The sequence below is a fragment of the Bradyrhizobium sp. USDA 10063 genome (genome assembly GCF_054063735.1).
This window is the reverse complement of record NZ_JBSSGP010000001.1, coordinates 218,514-231,916: the sequence shown is the minus strand read 5'-3', so window position 1 is coordinate 231,916 and position 13,403 is coordinate 218,514. Positions and strand designations below refer to the sequence as shown.

Below are 13,403 nucleotides of genomic sequence, written 5' to 3'. Positions count from 1 at the left end.
ATGTCTGCCCCGCAATAAATTCCGATCAAAAAATGCATGCAATCTTTAATTGCTGATCCTACATATATCGCGCGCGCGGTCAAGTTCGCCTGACAACAACGAAGAAACCAACGCGGCTCGTTGACGATCGATCTAGCACTACTTTGGCACTTTAGTCTTCGCGATATTTGCAAGGAGCAGGTCACAGTGAGGACATCGTCGGGGTGGAGGTCGTGTGAAGAGGTCGAGGATCGCTTGCCTGATGGCCGGCATGCTTGGTTGTGGTGGCGGTCCTGAGATTCTTTTTTTTCCGTCCCGCTGCTTTGAGGCGGCGGGATTGGAGGAAGGCGTAAGCGATCATCGTCATCAACGCATGTCGATGTAATCCCGTCCAGGATCTACCTTCGAAGTGGTCGAGCCCCAGCTCCTCCTTGAGCTGCTGGTGAGCCTGTTCACAGACCCACCTGGCCTTGATCGTGGCAGCAAGCGTCTTGATGGTGGCATCGGCCGGCAGGTTCGACACATAGTATTTTTGCTCCCCGGTCGACCGGCGCTCGCCGACGAGCCAGACCTCGTCGCCAGGCATGCACTGCATACGGTTATTGATCATCCGGCGCTTATGGCCATCCGCAACGCGGACACGGCGGGCCGTGAAGAGACATGTGAGCCGACCTTTGGTGCCCCGCCGCCAGCTGACCCTTTGCCATTTGCCTTCGGCCAACAACGCTTCAGCAGAGACCGGTGGCTGATCAGGGATGTGGTATTTGCGAGGCTTTCCGGTCTTCGCGATGGGGAAGATCAGGGCAACGTCGGCGGGATAGACGTTCTGGCGCCGCGACAGACCCACCGCCCACAGCAGACCGCGCTCGCTCAAAGCCTGACGGAAAGGCCCGCTGGAGCCGTACCCTGAATCGGCAAGCACACAGCCGAAACGCGCACCAGAGGCGATGACGCGGTCGATCTCCTTGATCGCAATCTCCGGCTTTGTCAGAGCAGTCTGTCTATCCTTCGGCACACCGGCCCGCGCCATGCGCTTAGGATCATCTGTCCAGCTCTCGGGCAGGAACAGCCTCAGGCCCACCATCACCGGCACCTCCCCCGACGCCAATGTTAGCGAGACTAAAGCGGATTCCTGTCATTTAGAAGCATAGCCTGCGTGAGCGAAATAGTTGGTGCATTCGCGTGGGCTTAGTTGTGGGATGAACGAACGGATCGCGCGCGTGAGATGCGGAACTGTTCGTGCCGCGACCTTACGCAAGTATGCCTTAAATTTGCTGTAGGGCAGCTCGATCGGATTAAGATCAGGCGAGTATTTCGGGAGATACCGCAGGCTCGCCTTTGCCCTCTCAATCGCGTGCCTAACGGCAGGCGCCATGTGAACTCGGCAGTTGTCCATCACGACGATGTCGTTGCGCCGGAGGGTTGGAACCAAGCACTGCTCAACATAGGCGAGGAACATTTCTCCGGTCATAGCTCCCTCGATCACCATCGGGGCAGTCATTTTATTGTGGCGCAAGGCCGCCACGAAAGTGATGGTCTCCCATGACCCCAGCGGAACGGCGCCGATCACCCTGACACCCCTTGGCGCACGCCCCCGGAGCCGCGCCAGATTTGTGCTGACCGCAGTCTCGTCGATAAAAACGAGCCGGGCGGGATCAAGAAAACCTTGCTCTCGTATCCAACGTCGGCGAGCTCGCGCAACGTCCTCTCGCTGCCGTTCAGTAGCCTGCAGGCTTTTTTTTAAAGGTGATGTTGTGACGGTCGAGAAAGCGCCAGAGCGCGCTGCGGCTGGTTCGAATTCTCCGCTTGCGCAGCTCTGCAAGCGTCTCCACCAGGGTCAGGTCTGGATGCTCAGCAACCACAGCCAGAATCTCGGTTGCGAACTCTTCGAGCGGCGAAACGCTTCCGCCACGCGGCTTCGCAGCGGCACTGTTATCGTTCCGCCAGCGCTGCACCCACTTGACCGCCGATGCTACACTCACCTCGAAGCGTTCGGCCGCCTCGCGCCGCGACGCGCCCGCAGCCACGGCCTCGATAACGCGCTCCCGCAGGTCACAAGAATAGGCCTTCGGCACCGCCCGCCCCCACCGGCAAGGAGAATCAATGCACACAGTCTCCATCATCGCTAACCGTTTGGGAATCCCTCAGATTCAGATCGGGCGGAAACTGCTTTAGCGATTGACAGTTGGCAGTCTTTCCGAGCGACGAGGCATATTGTGGCGCGACGCCAATTGAGTGACGTCCCTTCTTGGGCAACGCCGTATCATCGATGACAAGAAAACCCGCATCATCGCCAACCAATCTGTCTGCCTCCTTCAGCAGGGCAGCCTCGAGTGGAGCACTGTCCCAAACTCCGGCAGCGACAAAATGATGGAGCTGATCGTAACCCACCCCGCTGGCGCGTGCCGCCATCGGTTGAACGCTCTTGCGGTCTCCTGGACCAATCAAACCCGCGACGTAGAGAGGGCACATCCGGGCCCGCGTCTTGTGCCTTAGCGCCGCGACAAACGGCGCAAGCCAGCGATCGAGATCGGCTTGCCAGTCCATGTCCATAGATCGGCCCTCCATAAGCCGACCCCTCATGAATCACGCAAACCCTCTCTTGGGAATCCCAAAAAACTCGTCGCCGCTAAAAATGTGCCTAAGTAGTGCTAGTACCCGGAATCAGAGCTGAGTGATACGGCGACCTTTGAAACGGCGTTGACGGACCTTTTTCTTGGTCCAGACGAAAGGTTCAGCTTTGTCGTTGTACGCGTTGACGTAGGCATCGATGTGGTCCTGAAGCTGCTTAAGGCTTGTGAAGGAGGTGCCGCTGAGCGACTGCCCCTGCAAGATCGAGAACCATACCTCGACCTGGTTGAGCCAGGACGCACTTGTCGGCGTGAAATGGAATTGCACGTTGGGATGGGCCTTGAGCCAGTCCTCGTTCTTCTTGTGGGTGTTGAGGTTGTCAAGGATGACGTGAAGCTTTCGGCCCGGAAAGGCCGCGGTGAGGCTGTTCATGAAATCGAGAAACTCGACCCGGCGACGGCGTTTTGAATGCGTAGCGATGATCTTTCCGGTGGCGACTTCGAGCGCCGTAAACAATGTTGTGGTGCCATGCCGCTTGTAATCGTGGCTCTGGCCGGTCAAGGCGCGGCCATTGGGCAACCTCAGATAGCCCTGCGCTCGCTCCAAGGCCTGGATCGAGGGCTTCTCGTCCACGCACAGCACAATGGCCTTCGCTGGCGGGGCGACGTAGAGGCCAACGACATCGGCGGCTTTGGCCGTAAAGTCCGGGTCGTTGCTCTCGCACCAGGACTTGCGAGCCGCGAGGTCAATCTTGTGGCTGCGCAGGAACCGCCAGACATATTGCACGTCGACATCGCCTAGCGCCTCGGCCAACAGAGGGCCGGTCCAGCGCGCAAACCCTTGCGGGGGCGGCTTATCCAGCAGTTTCAGAATCCGCTTGTCGGTCGTCTCCGTATAGATCGGCTGCTTGCCGGGTCGCGGCCTGTCTTGCAGACCTTCAAGACCTTGGTCGGCATAGCGATGCCGCCAAAGGCTGACAATCCGCGGCTGGACCCCAACTTCTTTGGCGATCGACCGGGTGCTGCGCCCGGCCGCCGCCAACAGAACGATCCGCGCCCGCTTCAAATCGCGCTGCAACGTCATCGGTGAACGACAACAGGCTTCAAGCACCTTGCGATCTTTCCTCGAAAGGCGGACTTCTCTTGCTTCGGGTATCATCCCGACCTTGAATCACGACTCAGTGCGCCAGGAGAAGCTGGTGCGATCCAGCCGGTGCAAGACCGGTCCGGGTAAGGCCGTAGCAGGCCGCCCGGTAGTGAGTGTTGCGTGGCCGTCGGCGACGGCGGGTACGAAGCGTACACAGCAATTGTGTGGGGTGTGGGATTGAGCCACGAAACTGATAACAACGCAGGGGTCGAGGCTGTTGAGTCGGTCGAAGGCAACATGTGCGGCACCGCTATGCGAGGTGCTGTCGCCCTGCCGGGGTCGAAGGCCACATCACGCACAAAAGGATCGCAACGGAACCTGGGAGATCCCGCGTTTGACCGGGGCGGCGTAGCCACCTCGGCCCGCATCGGGAAGGCGAGGAGCCGTAGTCGATGATGCACGAACGTGGGAAGTCTGCCCCCGTCATAGTAGCTGTGAAGCCGACGAACAAGGCCGGGCGACCGGCTGCGGAGCCGGTAGAGCCAAGGGCGGGGACCAAGGGGAATGCGGACCAGCAAAACGCACGCCGGGCACAGGACCGGGAAAGTGTGTCAAATGCGCTGGACCGCATACGACGAGTCGCAAGGGAAAGGAAGAAGGAGAAGTTCACCTCGCTCTTCCACCACATCAGGGTCGAGCTGCTCGAAGAGGCGTTCTACGAACTTAAGCAGAATGCCGCACCTGGAGTGGACGGGTTGACGTGGCAGGAGTACGAGACAGCCTTCGAGCGCAATCTCGAGGACTTACATGCTCGGCTCCATCGGGGAGCGTATCGGGCACTGCCGTCGCGGCGAGTATACATACCTAAGCCGGACGGGCGGCAGCGCCCCCTCGCGGTCGCCGCTCTGGAGGACAAAGTCGTCCAACGAGCAGCGCTCGCAGTGCTGAACGCGATCTATGAGGAAGATTTCCTCGGCTTCTCGTATGGGTTTCGGCCTGGGCGCGGCACGCATGATGCGCTGGATGCGCTCATTGTCGGAATCGGCAGCACAAAGGTGAACTGGATATTCGATGCCGACATCCGAAGCTTTTTCGATTCGGTCAGCTGGGAATGGCTGGTCCGTTTCGTGGAGCATCGGATCAAGGACTCGCGGATGATCCGTCTGATTCAGAAATGGCTCAAGGCGGGCGTCCTTGAAGAGGGTGACTGTCAGTGATAGGGGAACTGGGCAGGGTTCGGTGATCTCACCGCTCCTCGCTAACGTCTACCTACACTACACCTTCGATCTCTGGGCCGAGCGCTGGCGACGGCGCGAGGCCACGGGCGACATGATCATAGTGCGATATGCCGACGATCTGGTCGTGGGCTTTGAGCATGAGAGTGACGCCCGCCGCTTCTGGGAAGCCATGCGCGAGCGGTTGCAGGAGTTCTCGCTGTCGCTGCATCCGGACAAGACCCGACTGATTGAGTTTGGCCGCCATGCGGCGACCAAGCGAAAGCAGCGCGGGCTTGGCAAACCGGAGACCTTCAGCTTCTTGGGCTTCACGCTGATCTGCGGCAAGTCGCGCCGAGGAACATTCCTGATCCATCGGAAGACCCAACGCGATCGCATGAAGGCGAAACTCAAGGAGGTCAAAGGAGAATTGCGACGGCGTATGCACAGGCCGATCCCCGAACAGGGGAAGTGGCTCAAGCAGGTCACCACGGGCTTCTTTGCCTACCATGCAGTGCCGACAAATTTTCGAGCTCTGCTGAGGTTCCGCTCCCATATCAGGGACCTTTGGCTGCGAACGCTACGGCGACGCGGTCAGAAGGACCACACGAGCGGGGAGCGGATACTGAAGCTTGCTGACGACTACCTCCCACAACCTCGGATCCTTCACCCCTGGCCCAATCAGCGATTTGCCGTCACTCACCCAAGGTGGACGCCGTATGCGGGAAAGCCGCACGTACGGTGTTGTGCGGGGGGCGCTCAGTAATGAGCGTCCCTACCGCGAACGTTCCAAGAAAAGTGGGTACTAGGGGCGCTTGTAATCGCTCCTTGTTAGAGAGACGTCCCATCCGTTTCGGGACGCCAACCCGTCGCAATTCCTTCATGACATTTCCAGGTGCGACCGTGGCCGAAATCGAACTGTCCATCGCAAGCTTGAGAAAAGAACTGCTGCCCGCGATCGGGAATGTCCGAGACCAGCGAGCTGAAGACTCGAGAAGCGAAGTTGGGCTGGCGTAGGTCGCCCTTAATCGGAACTCGGTAGGAGCATCACGGGGCAAGTCTCAAGGTGGGCGAAAACAGGATCGGGTCTTGAGGGAAGGATCAAAGGGAACGTTGAGGGACTCTCGCCAAGGCGAAGACAAGTCCTTGTGGCATGTCCAACAAGCGCCACGATCAACGCCTTCCCCGAGGAGCTTGTGGCACGCCCCTGATAGACGGAGGACAGACAGGTAGTCGGACTCTTACCGTTTTCCAAATGGTGGATACATAAGTCTCCGCCCAATTTCCAGACGGATGATTTCATCACGGCCTCGCTCGCACTATCTACGAGCCGCCCAACTTTTGCTCGTTCAAGCTGGCACAATTGCTCAAAGATTTGCGAGGAGAAGAGCACGTGAGCGACAACACAGATCTCGAAAGCAGGTCGTCGAAGCGATACGATACTATCGCGAGGCGCTCGCAAGGCTGGAAACTCTCGAACGAGAGGAAGCTTGCACGCATCGAGCGCTGACGAGCACGCTGGTGGATTTAAGTCGTGCCATGCGAGATGAAGCGTCGCCGCATCTCAAGGACAGCCTACTCCAGATTGGCTCGGCTGCGATTTCGCAGGTGGACAAAACATCGGCCGCCATGGTCGCGGCGACTGCAAAATTGGAGTCAGCTCGCCTAACGTTGGCCGCCTTGGAAGGTCGATTGGGATATATTCCAAGAGTTGCGTCGGGGTCGTATCACGAGTAGACCGGTTGCTATCGGACCCCGCAGCTCGTTACATCAGCAGGCGAATGCGCGGAGTTCGCCGTGGACGGCCCTGCGCACGGTTGTCTCCGCCCGGCTCAGAGCGACAACATAGAAAACGGAGACCACGATTCGCCCGCACTGGCTTTCGGAGCTGGCTTGGCTCGCATCCACATCAAAAACACGTCAACATCAAAACTCGAATCGCTCGGGCGGAATAGACGTCTCAGGGCGCGCAGGTTTGACGATTATCCAGGTGCGCTATCCATGAATGATCAATCAACTGGTCCGAGAAAAGAGTGCCAGCAACTCTATCGAATAGAACGACCTTGTCCCGAAAATTCTGTGCCTATCATTGCCAGCATGCCACACAGCGGCACCTTCGTTCCGCTATCAATTGCCGATGCGTTCACCCCACTTCATCTGAATTGGCTGAGAAACACCGACTGGCATCTCCCGCTGGTCTACGATTTTCTGCCTGAACTGGGCGTGACGACGATCGCGGCGACACACAGTCGGTATGTCACAGACCTAAACCGAAATCCCGACGGATTACTGTTTGGCTCCTTCAACGAGGCGGTGATTTCCGACTCGATGTTTGATGGGACGCCCATTTATCGAAAGCCCCCGGACGAACAGAGTCTTCGACAACGACTGGTGAAGTATCATTCACCTTACCATGAAGAGCTGTCCAATCTTATTGACCGCATGTTGATAGCGCATGAGCGGGTTCTGCTCCTTGACTTGCACGCGTTCTTTGGACCGATCGCGGACGATGTCTGCATCGGTAACCTGCGGAGCACGTCGTGTCGGCAAGAGACGACCACTTTGGCAAGCAAGGCTTTCAAGCGACAAGGCTTCCGCACGGTCTGCAACGAGCCTTTCTCGGGCGGCTACTTGATCCGGAGACACCACAACTCGTCAACCGAGGCGATACAGATCGAACTGCGCTACACAACGTATCTGGATTGCACTCACATCGACAAACCGATCCGACCGCAACTCGATCCGATGCGGCTTGCGAAGCTAAAGCCACGGCTTCGCGAAGTTTTTCGAGAAATTGTCGACCTTTGGCGCGACACGTAATCATGCGTCCTGAGAGACCGTGTTGGGAGCTAATTGAGCACATCATGTTTGTGTTGATTAATGCCCAACGTGAGACGGTCTTCCACGATCGAAATCAGTCCGATCATTACGAAGGGACGGCATCTCCTTCGACAGCCGCGCGTTCCAACCAAAACCCTGCCGCGTGAAACCAGACTCTTTCTGCATCGTCGGAGCCGGGATCACCGACATGCAGCGCGCGAATCGGAACCTTGCCGGGGCAGGCCTTCGAGCACGGCATGCAGACGTTTTCCCGCCTCGTCGTCGCGGCCCCCGATGCTAGGATAGATAGAAACGGCGCCAATCGAAGAGGCCTCGAACTCGTTTCGACGCCGGGTCACGCGAAGAAGAAAACCCCTCCAGGACTCGTCGGTCAGCGGCATCAGAAGCCGGCCGCCTTCGACAAGGGGATCGAGCCAGAGGCGAGATGGGTGGGTGGATCCGGCGAATACGATGACGACGTCAAGTTCACCAACGTCCACCGCCCGGCCGTCGCCTGAGACGACATTGACCTGCGGCCAGTTCACGAGATTCGCTCGGGCCTGCGAGGCCAGATTTGGGTCGGTTTCAACTGCCGTCACGCGACCGGAGGATCCGACAATCTCGGCCAGCACCGCTGAATAGTATCCGGTCCCGGCGCCGACCTGGAGCACGCGATCGCCGCGCGCGATGTCGAGATGCTCAAAGTTGCGGGCCCAGTAGCTTGGCATCCCGTTGTTGAGGTTGCGGCTCACATCGATTGTCACGAGGACGTCATGATAGAGCCAGCGCGGGTCGGTATCGGGGGTCAGGAATGCGTCGCTATACGGGTCCGAGATGATGCGCCACGGCCCCGGACCGACGAATTGCTCGCGTGGAACAGACGCAAATGCCTCAATCAGTTCCGGATTACGCAGGACCGGGACTTTGTATCGCAGGTCTTCGGCATACCAGCGGCGCGCCGCCGCCAACGTGTCGTCCATGAAGGCTCTCCTTTTGCGATACAGACGATGCGCCTGGAGTCCGCCCACGCGGACATGTCAAAACATTCTTTTATCCGCGTCCGTATTGGGCCCGGTGAAGCGCATATTGTTGTGACCATGGAACGATTGACGATAACTCCCAGGCCTGATGACGCGGTTGCCCCAGCCGCCGACGTCGCGTCCGCCATCGATGCCCTGTCGGATCTCGAACTCGTGCGGCTAAAGGCTCTGGCACGGTTGTGGAGCCGCGACCTGCCGGGAGGATTGGGCTGGAGCGACCTGCTTCACGAGGCAATCGCACGCGTCCTCGATGGCTCCCGCCCCTGGCCGCCCGGCGTACCCATCCTGGCGTTCCTGGCGGGCGTCATGCGCAGCATCTGCAACGACCATTGGCGGCGTGCGCGGCTTGAGCGAAGGCTGCTTGTGAGCCGCGATGATCCGGAACAGCTAAGTCGGCCCGGTGACGAGGCCGATGAGGCACCCGATCCGGAGCGGGTCCTGGCCGCCGCGCAGATGCTGGCCAACATCTATCGGTTGTTCGAAGCCGATCCGCTGGCACTGAAGATCATCGCGGGCATGGCCGATGGCATGGCGGCCAGAGAGATCTGCAAGGTCCACGATATGTCCGAGCTCGACTACGACACGACGCGACGACGGATGCGGCGCACGCTGCTGCGCGATCAACAGAACTGGAGCAAGTGATGACACGCTGGGACCCAAGTCTCGATCTGGCCTGCCTGCTCGAAGCGCTGACCGAGGAAATCCTCGCCGCGACCGATGAGGAGGTGCGGGAGACATCCGGCCTGCAGGGATGGACAATCGCCAACACGGCCCTCGAGGTCAGAGAGGTGATCAAGGCCGCGCACGGAGACGTGACTGGGAAGCTTGATCGGAACTTTGATCAGGACCGAAATGAAGATCTGGACGAAGGCGGAGCAGAGCTGCGGCCGACGCAGCGGCTCCGGTGCTTATCGCATAATCAGCGGCATTGAGCGAGCACGCAGGGCGCCCAGCAATGGCGCAATCAACTCGGGCCTTATGCGAGAACTTTCAGTCCGTGCTTCTGGACAACCGTAAGCAGCTTGAGCGCCATCCCGCTCGGCCGTTTGGCACCGGTCTCCCACTTTTCAACCGTGCTTTCGCTCGTGTTGAGGTAGCGAGCAAACACCGGCTGACTGACATTGTTGGCCTCACGAAGCTGCTTGATCTGCGCGGGTTTGATTTCGGTCGGAACGGCCAGGTGACGTGCGTCGAAGTCACGCATCGTCGCCTTGTCGAGTGCGCCGACCTTGTGCAGCATGACCGCAGACGAGTGGATCGCCGCGGAAATATCGCTCTTAAACTTACTCTTCCTCGGCATGACATATCTCCGTCAGGTCTTTGTCCTCTAAGAGCTTGGCGATCTGTTCATCATTCAGTGTGGCATAACTCTTTGCCAGGATGCGGAAATCCTCTAGTTCGTCATCCTCGATATTTGCCCGATCTTTTTTCGCGAACAGATATTCGTAAATCCAGTGTCGGCCGCTCTTCGCGAGAATGATGCTCCGGTGCATGTTCTTGTTCAGGCGCTTCTTGAAGACGCCGCCGCCCAAATCGTCGGCTTGGCCCTTCATCACCTCCTGAATTGCCTCGCATAGCTCGGCATCCTTGATGCGAGCTTTGCGCGCCGCCTTGGAGAACCAAGCGGTTTTGAAAGTCCGCGTGGTTTTCTCAGCGCCGGCCATGCTATAAATGTAGCACTGGGTGCTATCGTAATCAAGACCCCAACGAGATGAGATGTATCAATAAAATGAATCGCTCAGCCCCTCATCGATTCATAGAAAGCATTGGACCTCGCTTTTGCAGGAAGCGAGAATCCGCGCATGCCGAACTTCAAGCCAGCCCCGCTTCATCTTCGCCGTATCGACGCCACCCGCAACATGCGGCGGTTTTACTTGCTTTCGATCCAGCCGACCTTGTTCGGCGGGGTCTCGCTGATCCGCAACTGGGGCCGGATCGGCACCAATGGCCAGACGATGGTGCAGACCTTTGACGGCAGCGATGAAGCGGGCGACGCATTCGGACGATTGGAGCGCGCCAAACGCAAACGTGGATACGCGGCTGTGGAGGAGAAGGTCTGATAATTTGTCAGTTTTCCGGGGATTGTGGCTCTGCCTGTGATATCGGCCCTACCCGTCCGGCGCTCTTCATGTCAGACGGAGGAAAATCACAGCAAGATGGAGCCTGTTCCATGACCACCGCGAATGAAATCGCCGACAAGATCGCCGCCGAGAACAGCCTGACAAAGACACAGGCGAAGGCCATCGTCGACGGCGTGTTCAAGGCGATCGCCGATGCAGCCGTGACCGGGACCGAGACAAGCATCGCCGGTTTCGGAAAATTCAAGGTCAAGGATACGCCTGCCCGCGAGGGTCGTAATCCGTCGACCGGCGCACCGATCGCGATCACAGCTTCCAAGAAGCTTACCTTCACGCCAGCCAAAGCCATCAAGGACGTCCTCAACGGATGAGCGGAGCCGTTGCACCGTCGTGGTGTAAGTCGCTAGACGAGGGGGCTTACGCCCCCTCCTCCTCGGCCGCGAGTGCTTCGTCGCGCTGGCGGATGAGCTCGGCCAGTTCGGCTTCGAGCGCCTTGCGCTCCGCGGGCGTGAACAAGCAGTGCCGCAGCTCGGCGCGCAATTCCTCGATGGTGTCGATGATCATGAAGGCGTCTCCGATTGAAAGGAAGAAGGCCCCGCCTCGCGGCGGAGCCCTCTGGCGGAAGCCTCAGTCCCGGTTCGGCCGGGACCAGATCAGCTGCAGGCCTTCCTCGCCCTCAACCTCGATCAGGGTGGCGTAGATCGGAGCGGGGAAGCTCGGGTCATCCAGCTTGACCGAGAGGTAGTCGCGGCCCTCGTTGGAGACCTTCTGCCAGGCAGCGCCGAGTTCAACGTTCGCTCCTGCGAAGATGCGGAAGTGCGGTCCCTTCTCGGAGGGGTTCTCGACGCGGACCAGCTTGGCCTTGACGTTGAGGTTCAAAGTCTTGATGGCGCCAGAGAAGCCGGTGCCCGTGGAGGTGAAGGTGCCGATGGTAGCCATTGTCTCATTCCCTTGGTTTTCTCCGGCCGCGCCGATCGCGACCTCGATGGCGGTCGTGAGACCGGAGGCGATCGACCTGCACCCGAAGGGCCGAAACAAAGTGAAGGGCGGCCGGGAGCGACTTTCTTGAACCGCGAGGAATGGCGCGCAGCGACAGGGGAAGAAAGTCGAGGACGGACGTTGCAGGGACGAGATCGAGAGCGCGCGTAGCGGGATCGGCCTTCGGTCAGACCAGCCTCTATCGAGGACGCAGATGGGCGTGCCCGCCTCCGAAAACACAGGGAATGAAGACAGGCGCCGCTGGCCATTCGGATCGCGTGGTAACGAGCGCGGGGCAACGAGACGCGTCGTGCTCAACGAGGCCACTTTGGCGCCGCTCATCCTGCCTGAGAGGGAATCGCAGCTTTCAGCAGTCTGGCGCATCCGTCGAGTCGCTGCCGCAAGATCGCCAACAAGCCTGCCGACGTGCTTGTCGCGCCGATGCAACCTCGCCGTGCCAGATCGATGCCGCCGATCAACTTCGGAGGTGCCACGGCTAGCGATCTGCCGCGACGCAATCGCGAACGGAATCCGAAGGGCTCCGCCGCGAGGCGCGGGCCTCCTTTCTTTTCGAACGTGGCGCGCGACCTACAAAGACGCCAGCGCAACGAGCGCCACAAGCATGGTGGAACGCTGATCGCGCAGAGGAAAATCGTGCGCACCGCGATTGGGAAGGGCACAACGCCCTCCCCTCGGATGCACGGAGCAGGAAACATCAGGCGGCCTCCTGCTCGCTCTCGGCGTGCGGCTGAAGACTGTGTAGATACGCTACTGCGCGCTGCGCATGGGCCGCAGCCGAGAAGATTGCGCGCCGGTCGTTGGAAAGCACCTTGATCCAGCTTGCCACATAGGCCGCGTGGTCCGGCCTCGGCTCGAGCTCAGGGACGATGCCGAGATCGGCGCAAACGAGGGCGGATCCTATTTCCGCACAAAGCTCTTCGCGCGCGCGGTCACTGCGGTCTTTCGCGTAGCGGCTGAGATCGCGGCCGACACGGCCCGCCGTCCAATGAATATGTTCGTGGGCACTCACCGCCACGTATGACGCGGCATCACAGAAGCTTTCGAAGATCGGCATCTGGATGTTATCGCTCGATGGTGAATAGAACGCGCGCGAACCGCCATGCCGGATTACAGACCCGGTGTTGGCGAAGAAACGATCGGCGTGCCCGATCCGCTCCACGGGATCGAGGATCGGCGTCGGTCGGTGATAAAAGTGCTCCGGCAAACCTGTGATCTGCTCGACGTTGAACACGCTGTACGTCTTGAGAAATGGGATGTCCCGCTCGACTTCGCCGCCGTGTTCATCCGTCTCGGTCTTGGTAAACCGGCTGGCATAGATGACGGTTGATCCCGTCTCGCCCTTGCGGACATGGGCTCCTAGCTCGATCGACTGCCTGAACGTCATCCAGATCGGCGAGGTGAAGCCACGCGCCAATCCTTCCGACCACAACAGCAGCACATTCATGCCGGTGTATGGTTCGCCATTGTGGCGTAGCGGTCGGGTGATCCGGCCGTTCGTATTGCCGGAGCTCCAGGGCTGCAACCAGGGCCGCACGCCTTTCTCCAGATCGGCAACGATGCGTTCTGTGATCCGCGCATAGATGTCGGCGCGGCCGCCTTCTTTCTTCCCACTCATT

General features: G+C 59.5%; 15 protein-coding genes and 2 pseudogenes. 7 read left to right on the top strand and 10 right to left on the bottom strand.

From position 1 onward, the window contains the following. Positions 1-181 precede the first annotated feature (181 nt). From ACVJGD_RS01110 to ACVJGD_RS01095, 4 genes and pseudogenes are all read right to left on the bottom strand, one after another. A pseudogene (locus ACVJGD_RS01110) lies at positions 182-1,102 on the bottom strand (IS701 family transposase); the annotation flags it as partial. 12 nt (positions 1,103-1,114) lie between these two features. Then, positions 1,115-2,054 (bottom strand): IS630 family transposase gene (locus ACVJGD_RS01105; protein WP_456632651.1). Its coding sequence is split into 2 segments (ribosomal slippage): positions 1,115-1,709 and positions 1,708-2,054, totalling 942 coding nucleotides; the frame shifts between segments, so codons are not numbered across the junction. Positions 2,055-2,151: 97 nt separating this feature from the next. Then, positions 2,152-2,569: pseudogene (locus ACVJGD_RS01100) on the bottom strand (transposase); the annotation flags it as partial. A 74-nt stretch (positions 2,570-2,643) separates the two neighbouring features. Continuing rightward, the gene (locus ACVJGD_RS01095; protein ID WP_456632650.1) at positions 2,644-3,708 is read right to left on the bottom strand and encodes an IS630 family transposase; all 1,065 of its coding nucleotides are present in this window, start codon (positions 3,706-3,708) and stop codon (positions 2,644-2,646) included. A gap of 380 nt (positions 3,709-4,088) precedes the next feature. Here ACVJGD_RS01095 and ACVJGD_RS01090 point away from each other — a divergent pair, with 380 nt between their 5' ends. The 3 genes from ACVJGD_RS01090 (at position 4,089) to ACVJGD_RS01080 (ending at position 7,670) form a co-directional block, all read left to right on the top strand. Then, positions 4,089-4,853: a reverse transcriptase domain-containing protein gene (locus tag ACVJGD_RS01090; protein WP_456632540.1), complete on the top strand. Its 765-nt coding sequence runs from the start codon at positions 4,089-4,091 to the stop codon at positions 4,851-4,853. Next, complete coding sequence (locus ACVJGD_RS01085; protein WP_456632775.1) at positions 4,840-5,616, top strand: reverse transcriptase domain-containing protein; 777 nt, start codon at positions 4,840-4,842, stop codon at positions 5,614-5,616. The genes ACVJGD_RS01090 and ACVJGD_RS01085 overlap by 14 nt, the downstream gene beginning before the upstream one ends. Positions 5,617-6,929: 1,313 nt before the next feature. After that, positions 6,930-7,670 (top strand): N-formylglutamate amidohydrolase, encoded by a 741-nt coding sequence (locus ACVJGD_RS01080; RefSeq protein ID WP_456632649.1) that lies wholly within the window; start codon positions 6,930-6,932, stop codon positions 7,668-7,670. Positions 7,671-7,870: 200 nt separating this feature from the next. Here the strand turns inward: ACVJGD_RS01080 and ACVJGD_RS01075 are convergent, their stop codons facing one another. Beyond that, positions 7,871-8,650 (bottom strand): protein-L-isoaspartate O-methyltransferase family protein, encoded by a 780-nt coding sequence (locus ACVJGD_RS01075; protein ID WP_456632648.1) that lies wholly within the window; start codon positions 8,648-8,650, stop codon positions 7,871-7,873. A gap of 27 nt (positions 8,651-8,677) precedes the next feature. Here ACVJGD_RS01075 and ACVJGD_RS01070 point away from each other — a divergent pair, with 27 nt between their 5' ends. Both ACVJGD_RS01070 and ACVJGD_RS01065 read left to right on the top strand, forming a co-directional pair. Continuing rightward, positions 8,678-9,352: a sigma-70 family RNA polymerase sigma factor gene (locus tag ACVJGD_RS01070; protein WP_456632647.1), complete on the top strand. Its 675-nt coding sequence runs from the start codon at positions 8,678-8,680 to the stop codon at positions 9,350-9,352. Further along, a complete protein-coding gene (locus ACVJGD_RS01065; protein WP_456632646.1) occupies positions 9,352-9,642 on the top strand; it encodes a hypothetical protein in 291 nt (96 codons plus the stop codon). The genes ACVJGD_RS01070 and ACVJGD_RS01065 overlap by 1 nt, the downstream gene beginning before the upstream one ends. Positions 9,643-9,686: 44 nt before the next feature. Here the strand turns inward: ACVJGD_RS01065 and ACVJGD_RS01060 are convergent, their stop codons facing one another. Beyond that, positions 9,687-10,010, bottom strand: a complete 324-nt coding sequence (locus tag ACVJGD_RS01060) for a helix-turn-helix domain-containing protein (protein WP_456632645.1) — start codon at positions 10,008-10,010, stop codon at positions 9,687-9,689. Continuing rightward, positions 9,994-10,374: a type II toxin-antitoxin system RelE/ParE family toxin gene (locus tag ACVJGD_RS01055; RefSeq protein ID WP_456632644.1), complete on the bottom strand. Its 381-nt coding sequence runs from the start codon at positions 10,372-10,374 to the stop codon at positions 9,994-9,996. The genes ACVJGD_RS01060 and ACVJGD_RS01055 overlap by 17 nt, the downstream gene beginning before the upstream one ends. 138 nt (positions 10,375-10,512) lie before the next feature. Here ACVJGD_RS01055 and ACVJGD_RS01050 point away from each other — a divergent pair, with 138 nt between their 5' ends. Both ACVJGD_RS01050 and ACVJGD_RS01045 read left to right on the top strand, forming a co-directional pair. After that, the gene (locus ACVJGD_RS01050) at positions 10,513-10,770 is read left to right on the top strand and encodes a WGR domain-containing protein (RefSeq protein ID WP_038380975.1); all 258 of its coding nucleotides are present in this window, start codon (positions 10,513-10,515) and stop codon (positions 10,768-10,770) included. 110 nt (positions 10,771-10,880) lie between these two features. Further along, the gene (locus ACVJGD_RS01045) at positions 10,881-11,159 is read left to right on the top strand and encodes an HU family DNA-binding protein (RefSeq protein ID WP_456632643.1); all 279 of its coding nucleotides are present in this window, start codon (positions 10,881-10,883) and stop codon (positions 11,157-11,159) included. A 46-nt stretch (positions 11,160-11,205) separates the two neighbouring features. Here the strand turns inward: ACVJGD_RS01045 and ACVJGD_RS01040 are convergent, their stop codons facing one another. From ACVJGD_RS01040 to ACVJGD_RS01030, 3 genes are all read right to left on the bottom strand, one after another. Beyond that, entirely contained in the window at positions 11,206-11,352 is a 147-nt protein-coding gene (locus tag ACVJGD_RS01040) for a hypothetical protein (RefSeq protein ID WP_456632642.1), read from the bottom strand. 63 nt (positions 11,353-11,415) lie between these two features. Beyond that, the gene (locus tag ACVJGD_RS01035) at positions 11,416-11,727 is read right to left on the bottom strand and encodes a DUF736 domain-containing protein (RefSeq protein ID WP_456632641.1); all 312 of its coding nucleotides are present in this window, start codon (positions 11,725-11,727) and stop codon (positions 11,416-11,418) included. 754 nt (positions 11,728-12,481) lie between these two features. Beyond that, entirely contained in the window at positions 12,482-13,402 is a 921-nt protein-coding gene (locus ACVJGD_RS01030; protein WP_456632640.1) for an ArdC family protein, read from the bottom strand. Position 13,403: the final 1 nt, after the last annotated feature.

Excerpts from the sequence above, each read along its gene's own strand:
- ACVJGD_RS01050 (WP_038380975.1), top strand. The coding sequence starts at position 10,513 with ATGCCGAACTTCAAGCCAGCCCCGCTTCATCTTCGCCGTATCGACGCC.
- ACVJGD_RS01060 (WP_456632645.1), bottom strand. The coding sequence starts at position 10,010 with ATGCCGAGGAAGAGTAAGTTTAAGAGCGATATTTCCGCGGCGATCCAC.
- ACVJGD_RS01035 (WP_456632641.1), bottom strand. The coding sequence starts at position 11,727 with ATGGCTACCATCGGCACCTTCACCTCCACGGGCACCGGCTTCTCTGGC.
- ACVJGD_RS01045 (WP_456632643.1), top strand. The coding sequence starts at position 10,881 with ATGACCACCGCGAATGAAATCGCCGACAAGATCGCCGCCGAGAACAGC.
- ACVJGD_RS01075 (WP_456632648.1), bottom strand. The coding sequence starts at position 8,650 with ATGGACGACACGTTGGCGGCGGCGCGCCGCTGGTATGCCGAAGACCTG.
- ACVJGD_RS01065 (WP_456632646.1), top strand. The coding sequence starts at position 9,352 with ATGACACGCTGGGACCCAAGTCTCGATCTGGCCTGCCTGCTCGAAGCG.
- ACVJGD_RS01040 (WP_456632642.1), bottom strand. The coding sequence starts at position 11,352 with ATGATCATCGACACCATCGAGGAATTGCGCGCCGAGCTGCGGCACTGC.
- ACVJGD_RS01055 (WP_456632644.1), bottom strand. The coding sequence starts at position 10,374 with ATGGCCGGCGCTGAGAAAACCACGCGGACTTTCAAAACCGCTTGGTTC.
- ACVJGD_RS01095 (WP_456632650.1), bottom strand. The coding sequence starts at position 3,708 with ATGATACCCGAAGCAAGAGAAGTCCGCCTTTCGAGGAAAGATCGCAAG.
- ACVJGD_RS01070 (WP_456632647.1), top strand. The coding sequence starts at position 8,678 with ATGCGCCTGGAGTCCGCCCACGCGGACATGTCAAAACATTCTTTTATC.
- ACVJGD_RS01090 (WP_456632540.1), top strand. The coding sequence starts at position 4,089 with ATGATGCACGAACGTGGGAAGTCTGCCCCCGTCATAGTAGCTGTGAAG.
- ACVJGD_RS01030 (WP_456632640.1), bottom strand. The coding sequence starts at position 13,402 with ATGAGTGGGAAGAAAGAAGGCGGCCGCGCCGACATCTATGCGCGGATC.